This is a genomic window from Streptomyces griseocarneus, assembly GCF_014655595.1.
In the GTDB taxonomy this organism is placed as follows: domain Bacteria; phylum Actinomycetota; class Actinomycetes; order Streptomycetales; family Streptomycetaceae; genus Streptomyces; species Streptomyces griseocarneus.
This window is the reverse complement of record NZ_BNBL01000003.1, coordinates 156,497-176,651: the sequence shown is the minus strand read 5'-3', so window position 1 is coordinate 176,651 and position 20,155 is coordinate 156,497. Positions and strand designations below refer to the sequence as shown.

The window sequence follows — 20,155 nt, the reverse complement described above, 5'->3', positions numbered from 1 at the left end:
GCATCGTGTCCGCGATATGGACGGTACGTGTCATCCATCGGGACGAGGGAGTACGGTCCCCGTATGTCTCGCAGCATTCGCCTCGCAGTGATCCCCGGTGACGGCATCGGCCCCGAAGTCGTGGCCCAGGGCCTCAAGGTCCTCGGTTCCGTACTCCCTTCGGACGTCAAGCTCGAGACCAGGGAGTACGACCTCGGAGCCCGCCGCTGGCACGCCACCGGCGAGACCCTGACGGGCGTCGAGCTCGACTCCCTCAAGCAGCACGACGCGATCCTGCTCGGCGCGGTCGGCGACCCCTCCGTGCCGTCCGGCGTGCTCGAGCGCGGGCTGCTGCTCAAGCTGCGCTTCGCGTTCGACCACTACGTCAACCTGCGCCCCGCGAAGCTGTTCCCCAATACGGCTACCCCGCTCGCCGGCCGCCCCGACATCGACTTCGTGGTCATCCGCGAGGGCACCGAGGGCCCCTACGTGGGCAACGGCGGCACGATGCGCACCGGCACCCCCGCCGAGGTCGCCACCGAGGTCAGCGTCAACACCGCCTACGGCGTGGAGCGCGTGGTCCGCGACGCCTACGAGCGCGCCCAGGCCCGCCCCCGCCGGAAGCTGACGCTGGTTCACAAGAACAACGTCCTCGTCCACGCCGGCCACCTGTGGAAGAACATCTTCGACCGGGTGGGCCAGGAGTACCCCGAGGTCACCACCGACTACCTGCACGTCGACGCCGCGACGATCTTCTTCGTCACCGACCCCGGCCGCTTCGACGTGATCGTCACCGACAACCTCTTCGGCGACATCCTCACCGACCTCGCCGCCGCCGTCACCGGCGGCATCGGCCTCGCGGCCTCGGGCAACATCAACCCCGACGGCACCTTCCCCTCGATGTTCGAGCCGGTCCACGGTTCCGCGCCCGACATCGCCGGCACCGGGAAGGCCGACCCGACGGCCACCGTGCTGTCCGTGGCGCTGCTGCTGCGCCACCTCGGCTACGAGGCCGAGGCGGCCCGCGTCGAGACGGCCGTCGCCGAGGACGTCACCGCGCGGGACGGATCGTTCCGCACGACGGACCAGATCGGCGACGCGCTCGTATCGCGCGTACTCGCCGCCTCCGTAACCGGCTGATCCGTCCGCCCGCACGTCTTCCGGCGCCACCCCTCGGGGAAGCGCGGCTTCCGCCGCCTTCCCCGGGTGTGCCGTCGCGCGGCCGGATGCCACCATCGATTCCCGGCCGCGCACACACATTTTCCGTCGGGCCCCTCACGAGCGATAATCGAACGTGGGGCCGCGATATGAGGCGAAGCTCGGACGTCCTCGTACACACCGGGACGGAGTGAGCGCGGTCCGCCACACACCAAGGTGAAGGACACGCATTCATGACGACGCCCACGATCGAGCTCAAGCCCTCCGCACACCCGCTGTCCGCCGCGGAGCGGGAGAAGATCCTGGCCAGCCCCGGCTTCGGCCGCCACTTCACCGATCACATGGTGACCATCAAGTGGACCGAGGGCCGCGGCTGGCACGACGCCCAGCTCGTTCCGTACGCGCCGCTGTCGATCGACCCGGCGAACATGACGCTCCACTACGCCCAGGAGATCTTCGAGGGGCTCAAGGCCTACCGCCGCCCCGACGGCTCCGTCGCCACCTTCCGGCCCGAGGCCAACGCCCTGCGCTTCCAGTCGTCGGCCCGCCGGCTCGCCATGCCGGAGCTGCCGGTCGAGCTGTTCATCGAGGCCTGTGACGTCCTCGTCCGCCAGGACCAGGCCTGGGTTCCCGCGCACGGCGGCGAGGAGTCCCTCTACCTGCGCCCGTTCATGATCGCGACCGAGGTCGGCCTGGGCGTGAAGCCCGCCAACGAGTACCTCTTCATCGTGATTGCCTCCCCGGCGGGCGCCTACTTCCCCGGTGGCGTCAAGCCCGTCTCCGTCTGGCTCTCCGAGAACTACGTCCGCGCCGTCCCCGGCGGCATGGGCTTCGCCAAGACCGGCGGCAACTACGCGGCCTCGCTGCTCGCCCAGGCCGAGGCGGCCGAGAAGGGCTGCGACCAGGTCGTGTGGCTCGACGCGCTGGAGCACAAGTGGGTCGAGGAAATGGGCGGGATGAACCTGTACTTCGTGTACGGGGACAAGATCGTCACGCCCGAGCTGACCGGCTCGCTGCTGGCCGGCGTCACCCGTGACTCGCTGCTCAAGATCGCCAAGGACCTCGGCTACACCTCCGAGGAGGGCCGGATCTCCACCGACCAGTGGAAGCGCGACACCGAGAACGGCACCCTCACCGAGGTCTTCGCCTGCGGCACGGCCGCGGTGATCACCCCGGTCGGCTCGGTGAAGTCCGCGGGCGGCGAGTGGACCCAGGCGGACGGGCAGCCCGGCGAGGTGACCATGAAGCTCCGCAAGGCGCTGCTGGACGTCCAGACCGGTGCGGCCGAGGACACCCACGGCTGGATGCACCCGCTGGGCTGAGGCCCGCCGTAGCCGGACCGCCGGCGACCGTCGGCATGACCGCTGTTCATGAGCAGCGGTCATGCATGGCCGGCGTGAGTCGTCGCCATGACCTCTTGTCGTGAACACAACGCACGCAAGTACGCGTGATCGTTGCCGTCCGCACCCTTGTCCGAAACCCGGCTGTTCCGCCACCGTGATCGACCATGGGACAGGGACAGTCACAGCATTGGAAGAAGATCTGGGTCGGCTCGGCCGGCAACATGGTCGAGTGGTTCGACTGGTTCGTCTACGCCAGCTTCGCCACGTACTTCGCGGGATCCTTCTTCCCCGAGGGCAATGACACCGCGAAGCTGATGAACACCGCCGGCATCTTCGCCGTCGGCTTCTTCATGCGGCCCGTCGGCGGCTGGCTGCTGGGCCGCGTCGGCGACCGGCGCGGCCGCAAGGCGGCGCTGACGCTGACCGTCACCCTGATGTCGGCGTCCGCGGTGCTGATCGCCGTCGCCCCCACGTACGCGGTCGCGGGCTACGGCGGCGTCGCCGTCCTGCTCGTCGCCCGGCTGCTGCAGGGGCTGTCGGTGGGCGGCGAGTACGCGGCCAGCGCCACGTACCTCACCGAGGCCTCCGCGCCGGGCCGCCGCGGGTTCGCCTCCAGCTTCCAGTACGTGTCGATGACCGCGGGCCAGATCCTGGGCCTGGGCATCCAGATCATCCTGCAGCGCACCCTCACCAGCGGCGAACTGCACAGCTGGGGCTGGCGCATCCCATTCGTCGTGGGGGCCCTGGGCGCGGCCGTGATCTTCTACCTGCGCCGCAACATGCTCGAGACGGAGACGTACGAGGAGAGCGACGCCGACGCCTCGGAGCGCGGCACGATCCGGGCGCTGCTGCGGCACAAGCGCGAGGCGTTCCTGGTGATCGCGCTGACCATGGGTGGCACGGTGGCCTACTACACGTACACCACCTACCTCACCAAGTACCTCTCGAACTCCGCGGGCCTGCCGAAGCAGACGGCGACGCTCGTCAGCTTCTGCGCGCTGATCGTCTTCGCCTGCCTGCAGCCGCTGGCCGGCGCGCTGTCGGACCGGATCGGTCGCCGCCCGCTGCTGATCACCTTCGCCGTCGGCTCGACCTTCCTCACCGTGCCGATCATGACGATGCTCCGGCAGGCGGGGTCGTTCTGGCCGGCGCTCGGGCTGTCGCTGCTGGCGCTGGTGGTGGTCACCGGCTACACGTCGATCAACGCCTGTGTGAAGGCGGAGCTGTTCCCGACGGGCGTACGGTCCCTCGGCGTGGCCCTGCCGTACGCGATCGCCAACGCGCTGTTCGGCGGGACGGCGGAGTACGTGGCCCTGTGGTTCAAGAAGGGCGGCATCGAGTCGGGCTTCTACTGGTACGTGGCCGGCTGTGCGGCGGTCTCGCTGATCGTCTACCTCACCATGCGCGAGACGCGCGACATCGACCTGAAGCGGGTCGGAGGAACGCCCGAGGGCCGCCCGGACGCGGACAAGGTGCCCGCATCCTGAGACTCGCCCACATCGGGGGCCGGACCTGTGCCAGCATGCCCTCATGCTCCCGTTCGCCACGATTATTGGCAGCAGGCGCGCCGGTCCGCAGTGACCGCTTCGCACCACCCGTACGAAGCGGACACCGTCGTCCCAGACCCGCGCGCAGACCTCTCGCACCCGCGAGAGGTTTTTGCGTTTCCGGACCACCCCATCGGAGACGCAGGGCGAGGGATCATAGGGGGACGGTGGAACCGGTCATTCCGGTAGACCGAGATCCTCACAGGAGTCAGAGCAGCATGACGGACGCAACCGACGGCCCCGGCGACGGCCTCGACAACGCCCCCGACGACGGCCTCGACGACGGCTTCCACGTCTTCGACACCACGCTGCGCGACGGTGCCCAGCGCGAGGGCATCAATCTCACCGTCGCGGACAAGCTGACCATCGCCCGCCACCTGGACGAGTTCGGCGTCGGCTTCATCGAGGGCGGCTGGCCCGGCGCCAACCCCCGGGACACCGAGTTCTTCCGGCGCGCCCGCGAGGAGATCGACTTCCGGCACGCGCAGCTCGTGGCGTTCGGCGCCACCCGCAAGGCGGGCGTACGCGCCGAGGACGACGCGCAGGTGGCCGCGCTGCTGGACTCGCAGGCCCCCGTGATCACCCTGGTGGCCAAGTCCCACGACCGGCACGTCGAACTCGCCCTGCGCACCACGCTCGAGGAGAACCTCGCCATGGTGCGCGACACGGTCGCCTACCTGCGCGGTCAGGGCCGTCGCGTCTTCATCGACTGCGAGCACTTCTTCGACGGCTACCGCGCCAACCCCGGCTACGCCACCGAGGTCGTCCGCGCCGCCCACGAGGCCGGCGCCGACGTCGTCGTGCTGTGCGACACCAACGGCGGCATGCTGCCCGCCCAGGTCGAGGCGGTCGTACGCACGGTGCTCGCCGACACCGGCGCGCGCCTGGGCATCCACGCCCAGGACGACACCGGCTGCGCCGTGGCCAACACCCTCGCCGCCGTGGACGCGGGCGCCACGCACGTGCAGTGCACCGCCAACGGCTACGGCGAGCGCGTCGGCAACTCCAACCTCTTCCCGGTCGTGGCGGCCCTGGAGATCAAGTACGGGCGCCGGGTGCTGCCCGCGGGCAAGCTCGCCGAGATGACCCGGATCTCGCACGCCATCGCCGAGGTCGTCAACCTCACGCCCGCCACCCATCAGCCGTACGTGGGAGTTTCCGCCTTCGCCCACAAGGCCGGGCTGCACGCCTCGGCGATCAAGGTGGACCCGGACCTCTACCAGCACATCGACCCGGAGCGGGTCGGCAACACCATGCGGATGCTCGTCTCCGACATGGCCGGCCGGGCCTCCGTCGAGCTCAAGGGCAAGGAGCTCGGCATCGACCTCGGCGGCGACCGCGAGCTGATCGGCCGCGTCGTCGAGCGGGTCAAGGAACGCGAGCTGGCGGGCTACACCTACGAGGCCGCCGACGCCTCCTTCGAGCTGCTGCTCCGCGCGGAGGTCGAGGGCAGGGCGCGCCGCTACTACCGCGTGGAGTCCTGGCGCGCCATCGTCGAGGACCGCCCCGACGGCACGCACGCCAACGAGGCGACGGTGAAGCTGTGGGCCAAGGGCGAGCGCATCGTCGCCACTGCCGAGGGCAACGGACCCGTCAACGCGCTCGACCGCGCGCTGCGCGTCGCGCTGGAGCGCATCTATCCCCAGCTCGCCTCGCTGAAGCTGACGGACTACAAGGTCCGCATCCTCGAGGGCGGTCTCGGCACCGGCTCGACCACCCGGGTCCTGGTCTCCACCAGCGACGAGAACGGCGAGTGGTCGACGGTGGGCGTGGCCGAGAACGTCATCGCGGCCTCCTGGCAGGCGCTCGACGACGCCTACGCCTACGGGCTGCGGCGCGCGGGCGTCGAGCCGCAGGAGTAGGCCGGGCCCGCCGGGACGGGACGCCGACGCGGGGAGCGGTCAGGCGTACTGCTCCATGAGGCCGGCGCCGAGCAGGTCGTAGGCCCGGTCGGCGTCGGCGTGGGCCTCGGGCAGGGCGTCGGCGACGGTCCTGCCCGAGGCCAGCTTCCGCCAGTTCTCCTCGGCGAGGCGCTGGTGGACCGTGATGATCTGGGCGGCCGCCAGCCGCGCCGTCAGCCCGCCGCTCCCGCCGGTCTCCTCCAGCGCCCCGGCCAGCAGTTCCTCGTCCCGGTGGGAGTAGCGGACCAGGCGCGCCAGCAGGCTGGGCGTCGTGTAGAGCATGTCGTTGAAGGCGCGCACGATCGCGTTGTCGTTGAGGCCCGTGACCGGGTCGTGGGCCTCGAGACGCTCGTGGAAGTGCGCGCGGAGCGCGCCCAGCGGGGACTGGCCCGCCGTCCTGCCGCTCACGACGCGCGCGGCCTCGCCCTGGTGGTCCGCGATGCGGTCCAGGGCCAGGTCCTCCTTGGTCGGGAAGTAGCGGAACAGCGTCGGCTTGGACACCTCGACGGCCGCCGCGACGTCCGCCACGGAGACCTGGTCGAAGCCGCGCTTGAGGAACAGCTCGATGGCGGTGTCGGACAGCGCCTGGCGCGTGCGCTGCTTCTTGCGTTCCCGCAGTCCTGGCTCATCACCCATGGCATCACTCTAGCAGGTGACGTTACTCGGAATCTTTTGTTACTCGGTTGCGTTTTCGGCTGAGCGGGTCTTTCATGGGTGCATGACCTCCAGCGACATGACTTCCGCCGACATGACTTCCACTGGCATGACTTCCACCGGCATGGCTTCCGCCGGCGTACCTGCCGAGGCGCGGGCCGACGGGCGGGCCGATGTGCTGATCGTGGGCGCGGGGCCCACCGGACTCACCCTCGCCTGCACGCTCGCCCGGGCCGGAGCGGCCGTGCGGATCATCGACAAGTCCCCGGCGTTCCACCGCACTTCGCGGGGCAAGGGGCTCAACCAGCGCAGCCGCGAGCTCTTCCACGACCTCGGGGTGGAGCAGCGGGCGGCGGCCTTCGGCACCGAGCACATCGCCCTGCGCAAATACCGCGACGGCGTCGCGATCGCCGACCACGTCGCCTTCGGGGACCGGGTCCCCACGCCCGACGCCCCCTACGCCAGCGGGCTGCTCATTCCCCAGTGGCGCACCGAGCAGGTCCTGCGCGAGCGGCTCGCCGAGTACGGCACCGAGGTCGAACGGGGCTGTGAGCTCACGGGATTCACCCAGGACGGGGATGGCGTCGTCGCGACGCTCGCCGACGGGCGGCGCATCGCGGCCGCGTACCTCGTGGGCTGCGACGGCGGCCACAGCCCGGTGCGCAAGGCGCTGGGCGTGAGCTTCGAGGGGAAGACGGACGCCGAGGAGTGCATGGTGATCGGCGACGTCCGGGCCGACGGGCTCGACCCCGCCTACTGGCACCAGTGGTTCGACGAGGACGCGGCGATCATGCTCTGCCCGTTCCGGGGCTCCTCGCACTGGCAGTTGCAGGGCGCGCCCGAGCGCGACGCCGAGGGGCGGGCCGTGCCGCCGTCGCTGGAGAGCTTCCAGCGGCTCTTCGACCGGTGCGCGCGGATACCGGGAGTGCGGCTGTCCGACCCGACGTGGTTCTCCACCTACCGGATCAACGTCCGCATGGCCGACCGCTTCCGCGCCGGGCGGGTCTTCCTCGCCGGGGACGCCGCGCACGTCCACTCGATAGCCGGCGGGCTGGGCATGAACACCGGCATCCAGGACGCCTTCAACCTGGGCTGGAAGCTGGCGCTCGTGGTGCGCGGTCTCGCCGGGCCCGGGCTGCTGGACACCTACGAGGAGGAGCGGCTGCCGGTCGCGGCGTGGACGCTCGACCTCACGAACGAGCGGCTGCGCGCGGTGCTCGAGGGGGTGCGGGAGGCCGGCGTGGGCACGGAGGCCGTGGTCACGGACGACGTCACCACGCTGGGCGTCGGCTACGGCTGGGGCGCCCTGGCGTGGGGCGGCCCGAAGGCGGGCGAGCGGGCGCCCGACGCGCCCTGCCGGGACGCCTCGACCGGCGAGGACATACGGCTCTTCGACGTCTTCGCCGGGCCGGAGTTCACTCTGCTCGGCGTCGGCCCGGGAAGCGCGAAGGCCCTGGCGGAGGCGGGGGAGAAGTGCGCGGGCCTGCTGACGACGCGCCTGGTCGACGACCACGAGGGCCATGTGCGGCGCGGGTACGGGTTGGACGGTGACGGGCTCGTGCTCGTACGGCCCGACAACCACGTCGCGCTGAGCGCGGGTGTGGACCGAGGCGCCGAGGTCCTTGACCGTCTGCTGCGCCTCGGCCGCTGACACCGCATGGATCAGGCCTGGGGGGCGGTCTTGACGGCGGAGATGTCGAAGGTGAGCTTCACCTTGTCGCTGACCATCACGCCACCGGCCTCCAGGGCCGCGTTCCAGGTGAGGCCCCAGTCGGAGCGCAGGATCTCGGCGCCGCCCTCGAAGCCGACGCGCTCGTTGCCGTAGACGTCGGTGGCCGAGCCGTTGAACTCGAGGTCGATGGCCAGCGGCCGGGTGACGTCCTTGATGGTGAGGTCGCCCGTCAGGCGGTAGCGGTCGCCGCCCAGCTGCTCGGCGGAGGTGGAGCGGAACGACATCAGGGGGAAGGCCGCGGCGTCGAAGAAGTCGTCGCCCCGCAGGTGGGCGTCGCGGTCCTTGATGCCGGTGTCGACGCTGTCGATCGTGACGTCGATGGTGGCGGTGGAGCGGGAGGGGGCGGAGCCGTCGAGGCGGAGCGAGCCCTTGTAGTCGGTGAAGGAGCCCTTGACGTTGGTGACCATCGCGTGGCGCACGGTGAAGCCGATGCTGCTGTGCGCCGGGTCGATGGTGTAGTCGCCGGTCAGGGTGGCCAGTGCGGGGTCCACGTCGAGGACGGCGACGGGGGCGGTGGTCTCGACGGTGTTCTGCTTGCGGGAGAAGAAGCCCATGACATGCTCCTGGTCGGGTTGTAGTTCAACTTTCAACGAGATTGAGAGTAGAGGAATCTGGTTCAACTTTCAACATATTCGGTGGAGGGACTTTCCGGGGCCGGGATTTTCGGCCGGATCGCCCCGGCGGAGGTCATTGCCAGCCCCCCGGCCACGTGCCAGCGTGTGCGCCGTGCCGTTGCCCTTCCTGCTCGGGACCACCCGCCGCGGCTTCCTCGCCGCCTCCGTCGTGAGCGCGCTCGGCCTCGCCGCGTCCCCCGCCCGGGCGGACGACGGGGACGACGAGTTCGCGGTGCTCCGCCGCCGCTGGCGCGACCTCGTGCTCGGCACCGGCTTCGACCCCGCCGCCGAGCCCTGTGCCACCGCCCTGCGCCGCACCGGCGAAGCCGCCCGCGCCCACCGCGCGGCCATGCGGCCCGCCCCCACCTCGCTCTGGCCCGACGCCCCCTTCGACCCGCCGGCCGGCATCACCCAGAGCTACGCCCGCCTGTTCACCATGGCCCAGGCCCACGCCCAGCCCGGCACCGGCCTCACCGGCGACCCGGGCCTGGCCGCCGACGTCCTCGCCGGCCTCGACCACCTCCACGACCGCGTCTACCACCCCGGCACCACCCGCTACGGCAACTGGTGGGAGTGGCAGATCGGCAGCCCCCGCCTGCTCCTGGACACCCTCGCCCTCCTCCACGACGCCGCCGGCGCACCACGGCGCGCCCGCTGCCTGGCCGCCGTCGACCACTTCGTCCCCGACGCGATGCTCGGCGCCTACACGGGGACGAGCACCGGCGCCAACCGCGTCGACCTGTGCCGCGTCGTCGCGCTGCGCGGCGTGCTCGGTGCGGCCCCCGCCAAGATCGCGCTCGCCCGGGACGCCCTCTCGCCCGTCTTCCCCCACGTCACCCGGGGAGACGGCCTCTACGCCGACGGCTCCTTCGTCCAGCACACGACGGTCGCCTACACCGGTACGTACGGCTGTGTCCTGCTCGACGGCCTCGGCCGGCTCTTCGCGCTGCTGCGGGGGTCGAGCTGGGAGGTCACCGATCCGGCCCGGCAGATCATCCACGACAGCGTCGAGCGGGCCTTCGCGCCGCTGATCCACAACGGCCTGGTCATGGACAGCGTCTCCGGCCGTGCCATCAGCCGGGGCGTCCAGACCGCCGACCCGCCGGCGCTGCCGCAGAGCGACCACCAGCGCGGACACGCCCTCATCGCCGCCATCGCCCTGCTCGCGGCCGGCGCGGCCCCGGCCCAGCGGGACCGCTGGCACGCCATGATCAAGGGCTGGGCCGCCCGGGACACCACCGGCCCGCCGCGCACCGATCGCCGGTTGCCGGTCGCCGACCTGGCCCGCCTCGCCGCGATCGACGCCGCCCCCGTCCCCCCGGCACCCGAGCCCGTGGGCCACCGCCTGTTCCCGGCCATGGACCGGGCCGTCCACCGGCGTCCCGGGTGGGCCGCGAACATCGCCATGGCCTCCGACCGCATCACCTACTACGAGAACGGCAACGGCGAGAACCCGCGCGGCTGGCACACCGGCGCCGGAATGCTCTCCTGGTGGCCCGCTAACGGGGACGGCCAGTACAGCGACGGCTTCTGGCCCACCGTCGACCCCTACCGGCTGCCCGGCACCACCGTCTCGGCGCTCCCGCTCGCCGACAACGAGGGCGGCGGCTGGGGTGCCCCCAGACCGGCGGTGCGCTGGGTGGGCGGAGCGACGGACGGCGAGTACGCGGCCGTCGGGCAGCACCTGAAGGGGCTCGGCTCCACGCTCGAGGCGCGCAAGTCGTGGTTCTGCGCGGCCGACGCGATCGTCTGCCTCGGTGCCGGCATCACGGCCCGGGACGGGACGGAGGTGGAGACCGTCGTCGACAACCGCGCGCTCGGCGCGGACGGCGCGGCCCTGCTCACGGTCGACGGGGAGCCGCAGCCGGCCGACGACGGCCGGCGGCTGTCCTGGGAGAGCGCCAGCTGGGCCCACCTGGCCGGGCACGGCGGCTACGTCTTCCCCGGCGGCGCCGCGCTGGAGGCCCTGCGCGAGGCCCGCACCGGATCCTGGCGGGACATCAACGCCGGCGGCTCGCCCACCCCCCTCACCCGGCGCTACCTCACCCTCTGGCACCCGCACGGCACCGACCCCGACGGCGCCTCCTACGCCTACGTCCTGATGCCCGGCGCCACGCGGCGGGCCAGTGCCGCCCGCGCCGCCGAGGACGACTGGCTCTCCGTCCTGGCCAACACCCGCGACCACCAGGCCGTCCACATCCCCTCGCTCGGCCTGACCGCCGCCAACTTCTGGCAGCCCGGCACCGCCGGCCCCCTCACCGTCACCGCCCCCGCCTCCGTGCTCGTACGCCGCCACGGCCGCACGGCCACCCTCCACCTCGCCGAGCCCCCGCGCACCGGCGCCCCCCTCGAGCTCACCTGGCACCGCCCCGTGCGGCGCGTCACCGCCCACGACGCCTCGGTGAGGGTGCTCGCCACCGGCCCCCGGCTGCGGCTGGGCATCGCGCCGGGCACCGCCTGCGCGACGCACGGCTGCGCCGTTGAGCTGGGGGAGTAGGCCGCGACGGCACCCGGTCACCCGGACGGCGGTACCTGGTCAAGCCATATACAGGCCCTCCTGGACGGTCCGGATTTGTGGAGTGCCCACAGCGTGGGACGGCCGGTCGAACGCGGGGAACTGATAAGGGCGCAGTGCACTTCTGTCCCGCCTGCCCACGAAATCGCGCAGTACGTTGTGTGGAACCGACATGATGTTCCGGGACTCCCGCCGCGTACCGTCTTTCCATGAGCAATCTCGAAGGTGCGCCCGTAGAGGCGAGTGACGTCCGTGGGCGCGTCGCCGAGCTGCATGCCATTCGCGAGCAGGTTCGGCGTGGTCCGAGTGAGCGGGCTACCGAGGCCCAGAAGGCCAAGGGGAAGCTGACTGCCCGCGAGCGCATAGATCTGCTGCTGGACGAGGGCTCCTTCAACGAGGTGGAGCCACTGCGCCGGCACCGGGCGACCGGGTTCGGTCTGGAGGCCAAGCGCCCGTACACCGACGGTGTGATCACCGGCTGGGGCACGGTGCACGGACGGACGGTGTTCGTCTACGCCCATGACTTCCGCATCTTCGGCGGCGCGCTGGGCGAGGCCCACGCCACGAAGATCCACAAGATCATGGACATGGCCATCGCCGCCGGCGCGCCGCTGGTGTCGCTGAACGACGGCGCCGGCGCCCGCATCCAGGAGGGCGTCTCGGCGCTCGCCGGGTACGGCGGGATCTTCCAGCGCAACACCAAGGCCTCGGGCGTCATCCCGCAGATCAGCGTGATGCTCGGCCCCTGCGCCGGCGGTGCCGCGTACAGCCCGGCCCTGACGGACTTCGTGTTCATGGTCCGTGAGACGTCGCAGATGTTCATCACCGGCCCGGACGTGGTGCGCGCGGTCACCGGCGAGGAGATCACCCAGAACGGCCTCGGCGGCGCCGACGTGCACGCCGAGACCTCCGGCGTGGCCCACTTCGCCTACGACGACGAGGAGACGTGCCTCGAGGAGGTCCGCTACCTCCTGTCGCTGCTGCCGCAGAACAACCGCGAGAACCCCCCGCGCGTGGCGTCGGAGGACCCCGCCGACCGGGCCGGCGAGGCCCTGCTCGACCTGGTCCCGGCCGACGGCAACCGCCCGTACGACATGCGCAAGGTCATCGAGGAGCTCGTCGACGACGGCGAGTACCTGGAGGTCCACGAGCGCTGGGCCACCAACATCATCTGTGCCCTGTCCCGCCTCGACGGGCAGGTCGTCGGCATCGTGGCGAACCAGCCGCAGTCCCTCGCCGGCGTCCTGGACATCGAGGCCTCGGAGAAGGCCGCGCGCTTCATCCAGATGTGCGATGCCTTCAACATCCCGATCATCACCCTCCTGGACGTCCCCGGCTTCCTGCCGGGCGTCGACCAGGAGCACGGCGGCATCATCCGCCACGGCGCGAAACTGCTCTACGCCTACTGCAACGCGACCGTGCCGCGGATCTCGGTGATCCTGCGCAAGGCCTACGGCGGCGCCTACATCGTGATGGACTCCCAGTCCATCGGCGCCGACCTCACCTACGCCTGGCCCACCAACGAGATCGCGGTCATGGGCGCCGAGGGCGCCGCCAACGTGATCTTCCGCAAGCAGATCGCCGAGGCGGACGACCCCGAGGCCATGCGCGCCCGCATGGTCAAGGAGTACAAGTCCGAGCTCATGCACCCGTACTACGCGGCCGAGCGCGGCCTGGTCGACGACGTGATCGACCCCGTCGAGACCCGGTCGGTGCTGATCCGGTCGCTGGCGATGCTCGCGACCAAGCACGCGGACCTGCCGTCCCGCAAGCACGGCAACCCGCCTCAGTAACGCACGCCCAGTACTTCACCCATCGGAGATACGCATGAACGACACGCTCGTACGCGTCGAGAAGGGCCTGGCGGACGCCGAGGAACTGGCAGCCGTCACCGCCGTCCTCCTCGCCCGCGCCGCCGGCCGCGACAACACCGCCCAGGTCCCCCGCCCGCGCCGCACCACGGCCGGCTGGCGCCGCCTGGAGCGCACCCCCGGCTTCCGCGCACCGCACAGCTGGCAGGGCTGAGACGGCGGGGCCAAGCGCCCGGCCGCAGGCATGACGAGGGGCCCCGGGCATTCGCCCGGGGCCCCTCGTCCGCATCCGCGTCCGCGTTCCCGTCCCCGCGCGGGAACGCGAAGAGGTCCCCGCACTCCCGAGGAGTGCGGGGACCTCTTCGCATCCGAGCTCTAGCGCAGGCGCGCCATCAGGGCGTGCTCGACGAGCGTGATGAGGGCGCTCTTCGCCTCGTGGCGGTGGCGCGCGTCGGTCGTGATGATCGGCGCGTCGGGGCCGATCTGAAGCGCCTCGCGGACCTCTTCGGGAGCGTAGGGCTGGTGTCCGTCGAAGCCGTTGAGGGCGATGACGAAGGGCAGGCCGCTGTTCTCGAAGTAGTCGACGGCGGGGAAGCAGTCGGCGAGGCGGCGGGTGTCGACGAGGACGACGGCGCCGATGGCGCCGCGGACCAGGTCGTCCCACATGAACCAGAAGCGGTCCTGACCGGGCGTACCGAAGAGGTACAGGATCAGGTCCTGGTCCAGGGTGATGCGGCCGAAGTCCATGGCCACGGTCGTCGTGGTCTTGTCCGGCGCGTGGGTGAGGTCGTCGATGCCCGCCGAGGCGGAGGTCATGACGGCTTCGGTGCGCAGCGGGTTGATCTCCGAGACCGCGCCGACGAACGTGGTCTTGCCCACGCCGAAGCCACCCGCGACGACGATCTTCGCGGAGGTGGTGGAGCGGGCTGCCTCGCCGCTAGAGGTTCCGAAGTCCACTGAGCACCCTTTCGAGCAGTGTCACGTCAGGCTGACCGCCGGCGGACGCATCGCCGCCGGGCTGATGAATGGCGACGAGTCCGGCCTCCGCCAGGTCGGCTACGAGGATCCGGGCGACGCCGAGCGGAATGGAGAGAAGTGCCGAGATCTCGGCGACCGATTTGATCTCGGTGCACAGGTGGCAGATGCGCTGGTGTTCCGGCAACTGCCCTTGAAGCTGGGACGGCTGGGCCGTGGTGTGCACCAGTGCCTCGATGGCGAGCTGGTACCGCGGCCTGGTCCGGCCGCCGGTCATCGCGTAGGGGCGGACCAGCGGGTTGTTCCTTGCGCCGCCCCCGGACGGGGCGGCAGCACGCCGGTGCTGCTGAGGCTGGGCCGGCACATGCGGAGGGCGCTGCTCCGGCATGGCCCCGTAGCCCGGTGAGGATGGTGAGGAGGGGAAGTTGTAGCGGTTCAACGGCTGTTGAGCCTGCTGATCATTGCCATACGGGTAACCGCCTGGGGGCGTTGCCACGTCTCCTCCTCCAACTTGCCTGTCTACTGCTGGCCGCGCCACCGCACCCTATGGCGCGGTGGCGCGAAACGCACTGTCTCTTTGCTAGTTGAGAAGGCTCCCCTGCAGTTCCGCCCGGAGGTCGGGCGTCAGGACGTTGCCCGCGCGGTCCACGAGAAGGGCCATCTCGTAGCCCACGAGGCCGATGTCGCACTCCGGGTGCGCCAGCACGGCCAGCGAGGAACCGTCGGAGATGGACATGATGAAGAGGAAGCCGCGCTCCATCTCCACCACGGTCTGGTTGACCGTGCCGCCCTCGAAGATGCGGGAGGCACCGGCGGTCAGTGAGGTCAGGCCGGAGGCGACCGCCGCCAGCTGGTCGGCGCGGTCCCGCGGAAACCCTTCGGACATCGCCAGAAGGAGTCCGTCGGCGGAGACCACGACGGTGTGGGACACCCCTGGGGTGTTGTCCACGAAACTGGTGATCAACCAGTTCAGGTTTTGCGCCGCCTGGCTCATCGGGCTCAACTAACGCTCCTGATCGTAGGTGCCGCCGGGGCCGAAGCCCTGGTCGTGTTGCTCATGCTGGTCGTTCGCGGAAGACTCCGGGAAGTCGCCCCCCGCGTTGCGCCCTTGCTGGATGCCGCGGCGCAGGTTGGCGAGCCTGCCACGGACGTCCTCCGGTGCGCGGGAGATCTGCGGGCCCCCCTGGGGGGTCTGCTCCGCCTTGCCCTCGACCAGATTGGCCTTGGGGACCCGGCGGGGGAGACCGGAGGAGGTCACGCCGCCGGCTTTCGGCTCCCGGAGCTGTCCGGCACGCTGCCAGCGCTCGTCGTTCGCCGACCGCCATCCGGAGTTGTCAACCTCCTGAGGCTGCTGTGGGACCTCCTGCTGGGACTGCTCCCGTTCTCCGCCGTCCCTCGTGGCCTCCTCGCCCGTCTCGGGTTGCTGCCACCGCTTGTCGCGGCGCGGCAGACCGGACCCGGTCAGCGAGGGGGAGCCGCTCGAGGCGGGGCCCGGACGGTCGAACTCTACGCGCTCCGGCTGGGCTGTGTCAGCGGACGGCTGGGATTCCGATTCCGCTCCGTAACCCTGCCCGTACGCCTGCTGGTACGGACCTGGCTCGGGCCACTCGCCTTGGTGGGCGGGCGCGTTGTAGTCGCCGTAGGTCTGCGAACCGTCAACGGCCGGGTCGGCGTAGGCGGATTCCGCGTAGCCGTTCTCCGCGTACTGCCGGTCACCGTAGTCGTAGCCGCCGTCGGCCGGAGCCGCGCCGGTCTGCGCCTGCGGGGGTATCTGCTCCTGCGGCTGTGCGTGCTGCTGCTCGAACTGCTGCGGGGCGACCTCGTCGCGGAACAGCGGGCGGTTGTCGGAGGACTGCGCCTCCAGCGCCGCTCGCCGCTCCTCGCGCATCCGCGACCGGCCGACCGGGTCCAGCGTGGCGCCGGAGCCGGGGGCGTCGGGGCGCGCCTCGTAGCGGGAGTCGTCGAAGCCGAGCTCGGCGGCGGTACGGGCCTGGGCCACCGGCGCCTGCTGCTGGCCGGGGACCATCCGGGAGACCGAGAAGTCGTCCTGGACGAGGTCCTCGCCGCCACCGCCGTGCGTGATCGCGTCCGGGAGCATCACCAGCGAGGTGGTGCCCGCCTGCTCGCCCGAGGGGCGCAGCTGGACGCGGATGCCGTGGCGGGTCGCCAGGCGGCCGACCACGAACAGACCCATGCGCTGGGAGATCGCGGCGTCCACGGTCGGCGGGTTGGCCAGCTTGTGGTTGATGTCCGCGAAGTCCTCGGCGGTCAGGCCGATGCCCTTGTCGTGGATCTCGACCATGACGCGGCCGTCGGGCAGTCGCGTCGCGGTGACGCGCACCTTGGTGTGCGGGGAGGAGAACGAGGTGGCGTTCTCCAGCAGCTCGGCGAGCAGGTGCACGAGGTCGGTCACGGCCAGGCCGTGGATCTCGGCCTCCGGGAGTCCGCTCAGCTCGATGCGCTCGTACGCCTCCACCTCGGAGGTGGCGGCACGCAGCACGTCCACCAGCGGGATCGGCTGGTCCCAGTGGCGGCCCGGCTCCTCGCCCGCGAGGATGAGGAGGTTCTCGCCGTTGCGGCGCATGCGGGTGGCCAGGTGGTCCAGGCGGAAGAGGTTCTCCAGCTGGTCCGGGTCGGCCTCGTTGTTCTCGAGGTCCGTGATCAGGTTCAGCTGGCCCTCGATCAGCGCCTGGTTGCGCCGGGAGAGGTTGGTGAAGATCGCGTTGACGTTGCCCCGGAGCAGTGCCTGCTCGGAGGCGAGTCGCACGGCCTCGCGGTGCACCTGGTCGAAGGCGCGGGCGACCTCGCCGATCTCGTCCTTGGTGTCGATCGGGATCGGCTGGACGCGGGTGTCCACGCGGCCCGGGTCGGTCCGCGAGAGCTGGCCGACGAGCGCCGGCAGGCGCTGCTCGGCCACCTCGAAGGCGGCGGTGCGCAGGCGGCTCATGTTGCGGCTCATCGAGGCGGCCATCTTGCCCGCCACGAGGAAGGCGATCAGGAGCGCCAGGACCATGATCGAGGAGTTGACGATCGCCTCGCGCTGGGCGTTCGAGGCGATGGACTCGGCCTCCTCCACCGCGTGGTCGGCCAGGTGCTCCTCGATGGTCCGGTAGGCACCGAACTTCGCCGTGGAGGCGGCCAGCCACGAGTCGGCGGTGATGCCCTTGGCCTTGAGCTGCGGGACGGTGGCGCCGGACATGATGGCGAGGGCCATCTTGTCCGTCTCCTCGATCTGCGCGTCGGCGGCGAAGGCGTTGTTGAGGCGCTTGATGTCGTCCTCGGTACCACCGGCCTCGTACTCGCCGCGGGCGACGTACTCGAGGAAGTTGTACGAGGAGAAGGCCGTCAGCAGCGTCTCGCGGTTCTTGGCCGTGCCCGGGTCGATGAGCACGTGGGTGCCGATGGAGCGCTGCAGCGACTCGGCGGCCTTCGCCAGGGAGACCGCGTAGACCATGCGGCCGTAGGCGGTGACGTTGCCGGTGCCCAGGCCCAGCTCGTTGGTGAAGGCCATGAGCGGACGCTGGATGGCGCCGTAGCCGTCCTCCGTCTTGGCCCCGTCCAGGGCGGCCGTGTACGCGGCCTGGCGCAGCTTGGTCAGCGCCGGCTCGGCGTCGCGCACCAGCTTCAGGCGGCGCTTGAGGCCCGCGGTGTCGGGCATCTCCTTGACGCGCTTGTCGAACTCGGCACGGGCGGCGTCGGTGACCTCCCGGGCCTTCTTCACGTTCGCGTCGTCGCGGTTGCCCTCGAGCAGCGGCTTGGCCGACAGGTCGCGCTCGTCGATGACGGCGTGCGCGTAGCCGGTCGCGGCCTGCACCAGGCGTGCGGTGTTGGCCGCGTCCTGTGCCTCGAGCCAGGTGTCGACGGACTGCTTGACGTTCAGGCCGCCGAACACGAGGGCGATGATCACGGGGATCATCAGGATCGCGTTCAGGCGGAGGCGCACACGCCAGTTACGGGGCGAGAATCTGCCGCCGCGGCCCGTTTCGGGGGCGGCGGGGGGCTCGGGCATGTCGGAAGGCGGCACCGCTGTGCGCGACGGCGGGGTGAAGTTGCCCCGCGCGTCTCGCGCCTGCTGCGCGGCGCCCGTCTTTCTTCGCCTCACTCGACCAACAACCTCTCGGCGTCTGCACCTGTGCTGTGCCGTTTATCTGTGTGAGCCATGACGACTCAGTCCGGGAATTCCAGCACGCCGGGCAGGTGCATTCCAAACAACGGACAGAGCCCCTGAAGGGCGCGATTTGCCTGACATAAAACGGGCATTAAGGCCGAGCCACGCCAAATGGCGAGGTGGTTGATCGCAGAACGAAGTCGGCCGGACGCGCCCAGTGGTCGCGTCCGGCCAATTCTCTGTCGAAACGTTATGAACTTCCAAGGACGTCGTGGTCAATGCCACAACTTACACACCGTCACGACATTCGGTCGAACAACACTATTTCAGCCGCGCCATGAGGGCGTGTTCGACGAGCGTGATGAGGGCGCTCTTCGTCTCGTTGCGGTGGCGCGCGTCGGTCGTGATGATCGGCGCGTCGGGCCCGATCTGGAGGGCCTCGCGGACTTCCTCGGGAGTGTAGGGCTGGTGTCCGTCGAAGCCGTTGAGGGCGATGACGAAGGGCAGGCCGCTGTTCTCGAAGTAGTCGACGGCGGGGAAGCAGTCGGCGAGGCGGCGGGTGTCGACGAGGACGACGGCGCCGATGGCGCCGCGGACCAGGTCGTCCCACATGAACCAGAAGCGGTCCTGACCGGGCGTACCGAACAGGTAGAGGATCAGGTCGTCATCGAGGGTGATGCGGCCGAAATCCATCGCCACGGTCGTCGTCTTCTTGTCCTGAACGTGGCTCAGGTCGTCGATGCCCGCCGAAGCGGACGTCATCACGGCCTCGGTGCGCAGCGGACTGATCTCCGAGACCGCACCGACGAACGTGGTCTTGCCCACGCCGAAGCCACCCGCGACGACGATCTTCGCGGATGTGGTCGAGCGGCCGGTGCCGGCCGCGCTCCCGCTAGAGCTTCCGAAGTCCACTGAGCACCCTTTCGAGCAGTGTCACATCCGGCGTGCCACCGGCCTCGGTGCCGCCGCCCGGCTGGTGGATCGCCACCATGCCGGCCTCCGCCAGGTCCGCCACCAGGATCCGCGCCACACCCAGCGGCATGTTCAGCAGCGCGGAGACCTCCGCGACCGACTTGACCTCCTGGCAGAGGTGGCAGATCCGCTGGTGCTCCGGAAGCAGGCCCCCGAGGTGGGCCGGGTCGGCCGTGGAGCTGACCAGCGCCTCGATGGCGAGCTGGTAGCGCGGCCGGGTGCGACCCCCCGTCATGGCATAGGGGCGGACCAGCGGCTGGTCGCCTTCATCCCCGTACGACGCGTGATGAGAAGCGCCGTACGGGCCGGGCGAGGCGGGCGGGGTCATGAATCCTCCGGACGGGACAGCAGGATGGCAATAATGCCGTCGAGCGGGGGCCGGTGGGGGAGTTTCGGCCGTACGGTCGGACGGGATATGCGGTGTGTGCAGGTCAGTTCAGCAGGCTGCCCTGGAGCTCGGCGCGCAGGTCGGGCGTCAGGACGTTGCCCGCGCGGTCCACGAGCAGGGCCATCTCGTAGCCCACGAGGCCGATGTCGCACTCCGGGTGCGCCAGCACGGCCAGGGACGAGCCGTCCGAGATGGACATGATGAAGAGGAACCCCCGCTCCATCTCCACCACGGTCTGGTTGACCGTGCCGCCCTCGAAGATCCGGGACGCGCCGGCCGTCAGCGACGTGAGGCCGGAGGCCACCGCCGCCAGCTGGTCGGCACGGTCCCGCGGAAACCCTTCGGACATCGCCAGAAGGAGTCCGTCGGCGGACACCACCACCGTGTGCGACACCCCCGGGGTGTTGTCCACGAAGTTGGTGATCAACCAGTTCAGATTCTGCGCCGCCTGGCTCATC

Annotated in this window: 17 protein-coding genes; 8 read left to right on the top strand and 9 right to left on the bottom strand. The window is 70.8% G+C overall.

Annotated features, from left to right (window positions below; all coding sequences use genetic code 11):
- Window positions 1-63 precede the first annotated feature (63 nt).
- The 4 genes from IE295_RS09535 to cimA all read left to right on the top strand — a co-directional run bounded on the left by IE295_RS09535 (window position 64) and on the right by cimA (window position 5,889).
- Entirely contained in the window at window positions 64-1,119 is a 1,056-nt protein-coding gene (locus tag IE295_RS09535; protein WP_190063118.1) for a 3-isopropylmalate dehydrogenase, read from the top strand.
- Between the two features lie 251 nt (window positions 1,120-1,370).
- A complete protein-coding gene (locus tag IE295_RS09530) occupies window positions 1,371-2,459 on the top strand; it encodes a branched-chain amino acid aminotransferase (protein ID WP_190063117.1) in 1,089 nt (362 codons plus the stop codon).
- A gap of 185 nt (window positions 2,460-2,644) precedes the next feature.
- Window positions 2,645-3,967, top strand: coding sequence for an MFS transporter (locus IE295_RS09525; RefSeq protein WP_190063116.1), 1,323 nt, complete (start codon window positions 2,645-2,647; stop codon window positions 3,965-3,967).
- A 278-nt stretch (window positions 3,968-4,245) separates the two neighbouring features.
- The gene (gene cimA, locus IE295_RS09520) at window positions 4,246-5,889 is read left to right on the top strand and encodes a citramalate synthase (protein WP_190063115.1); all 1,644 of its coding nucleotides are present in this window, start codon (window positions 4,246-4,248) and stop codon (window positions 5,887-5,889) included.
- A 39-nt stretch (window positions 5,890-5,928) separates the two neighbouring features.
- Here the strand turns inward: cimA and IE295_RS09515 are convergent, their stop codons facing one another.
- A complete protein-coding gene (locus IE295_RS09515) occupies window positions 5,929-6,564 on the bottom strand; it encodes a TetR/AcrR family transcriptional regulator (protein WP_190063114.1) in 636 nt (211 codons plus the stop codon).
- Window positions 6,565-6,691: 127 nt separating this feature from the next.
- On the opposite strand from IE295_RS09515, the gene IE295_RS09510 reads away from it, so the two are divergent.
- Complete coding sequence (locus IE295_RS09510) at window positions 6,692-8,233, top strand: FAD-dependent monooxygenase (RefSeq protein WP_224323064.1); 1,542 nt, start codon at window positions 6,692-6,694, stop codon at window positions 8,231-8,233.
- A gap of 11 nt (window positions 8,234-8,244) precedes the next feature.
- Here the strand turns inward: IE295_RS09510 and IE295_RS09505 are convergent, their stop codons facing one another.
- Window positions 8,245-8,868, bottom strand: coding sequence for a YceI family protein (locus tag IE295_RS09505; protein ID WP_190063113.1), 624 nt, complete (start codon window positions 8,866-8,868; stop codon window positions 8,245-8,247).
- Window positions 8,869-9,040: 172 nt separating this feature from the next.
- Here IE295_RS09505 and IE295_RS09500 point away from each other — a divergent pair, with 172 nt between their 5' ends.
- From IE295_RS09500 to IE295_RS09490, 3 genes are all read left to right on the top strand, one after another.
- On the top strand, window positions 9,041-11,425 hold the full coding sequence (locus tag IE295_RS09500) for a polysaccharide lyase family 8 super-sandwich domain-containing protein (protein WP_224323065.1): 2,385 nt from the start codon (window positions 9,041-9,043) through the stop codon (window positions 11,423-11,425).
- A 227-nt stretch (window positions 11,426-11,652) separates the two neighbouring features.
- Entirely contained in the window at window positions 11,653-13,236 is a 1,584-nt protein-coding gene (locus IE295_RS09495; protein WP_190063112.1) for an acyl-CoA carboxylase subunit beta, read from the top strand.
- A gap of 34 nt (window positions 13,237-13,270) precedes the next feature.
- Window positions 13,271-13,468 carry an acyl-CoA carboxylase subunit epsilon gene (locus tag IE295_RS09490; RefSeq protein WP_190063111.1) on the top strand — a complete coding sequence of 66 codons (198 nt, stop codon included), beginning with the start codon at window positions 13,271-13,273 and terminating at the stop codon, window positions 13,466-13,468.
- Between the two features lie 161 nt (window positions 13,469-13,629).
- On the opposite strand, the gene IE295_RS09485 is transcribed toward IE295_RS09490, so the two are convergent.
- The 7 genes from IE295_RS09485 to IE295_RS09455 all read right to left on the bottom strand — a co-directional run bounded on the left by IE295_RS09485 (window position 13,630) and on the right by IE295_RS09455 (window position 20,154).
- Window positions 13,630-14,211 (bottom strand): GTP-binding protein, encoded by a 582-nt coding sequence (locus IE295_RS09485; protein ID WP_190063110.1) that lies wholly within the window; start codon window positions 14,209-14,211, stop codon window positions 13,630-13,632.
- On the bottom strand, window positions 14,192-14,725 hold the full coding sequence (locus IE295_RS09480; RefSeq protein WP_190063109.1) for a DUF742 domain-containing protein: 534 nt from the start codon (window positions 14,723-14,725) through the stop codon (window positions 14,192-14,194). Before IE295_RS09480 ends, IE295_RS09485 begins: the two co-directional genes overlap by 20 nt.
- A gap of 84 nt (window positions 14,726-14,809) precedes the next feature.
- Window positions 14,810-15,223 carry a roadblock/LC7 domain-containing protein gene (locus IE295_RS09475; RefSeq protein ID WP_181143878.1) on the bottom strand — a complete coding sequence of 138 codons (414 nt, stop codon included), beginning with the start codon at window positions 15,221-15,223 and terminating at the stop codon, window positions 14,810-14,812.
- 9 nt (window positions 15,224-15,232) lie between these two features.
- The gene (locus IE295_RS09470; RefSeq protein ID WP_372478816.1) at window positions 15,233-18,331 is read right to left on the bottom strand and encodes a sensor histidine kinase; all 3,099 of its coding nucleotides are present in this window, start codon (window positions 18,329-18,331) and stop codon (window positions 15,233-15,235) included.
- Between the two features lie 327 nt (window positions 18,332-18,658).
- Window positions 18,659-19,249: a GTP-binding protein gene (locus IE295_RS09465; RefSeq protein ID WP_190063107.1), complete on the bottom strand. Its 591-nt coding sequence runs from the start codon at window positions 19,247-19,249 to the stop codon at window positions 18,659-18,661.
- On the bottom strand, window positions 19,230-19,637 hold the full coding sequence (locus IE295_RS09460) for a DUF742 domain-containing protein (protein WP_190063106.1): 408 nt from the start codon (window positions 19,635-19,637) through the stop codon (window positions 19,230-19,232). Before IE295_RS09460 ends, IE295_RS09465 begins: the two co-directional genes overlap by 20 nt.
- 103 nt (window positions 19,638-19,740) lie before the next feature.
- Complete coding sequence (locus IE295_RS09455) at window positions 19,741-20,154, bottom strand: roadblock/LC7 domain-containing protein (protein ID WP_190063450.1); 414 nt, start codon at window positions 20,152-20,154, stop codon at window positions 19,741-19,743.
- Between the last annotated feature and the right edge of the window lies 1 nt (window position 20,155).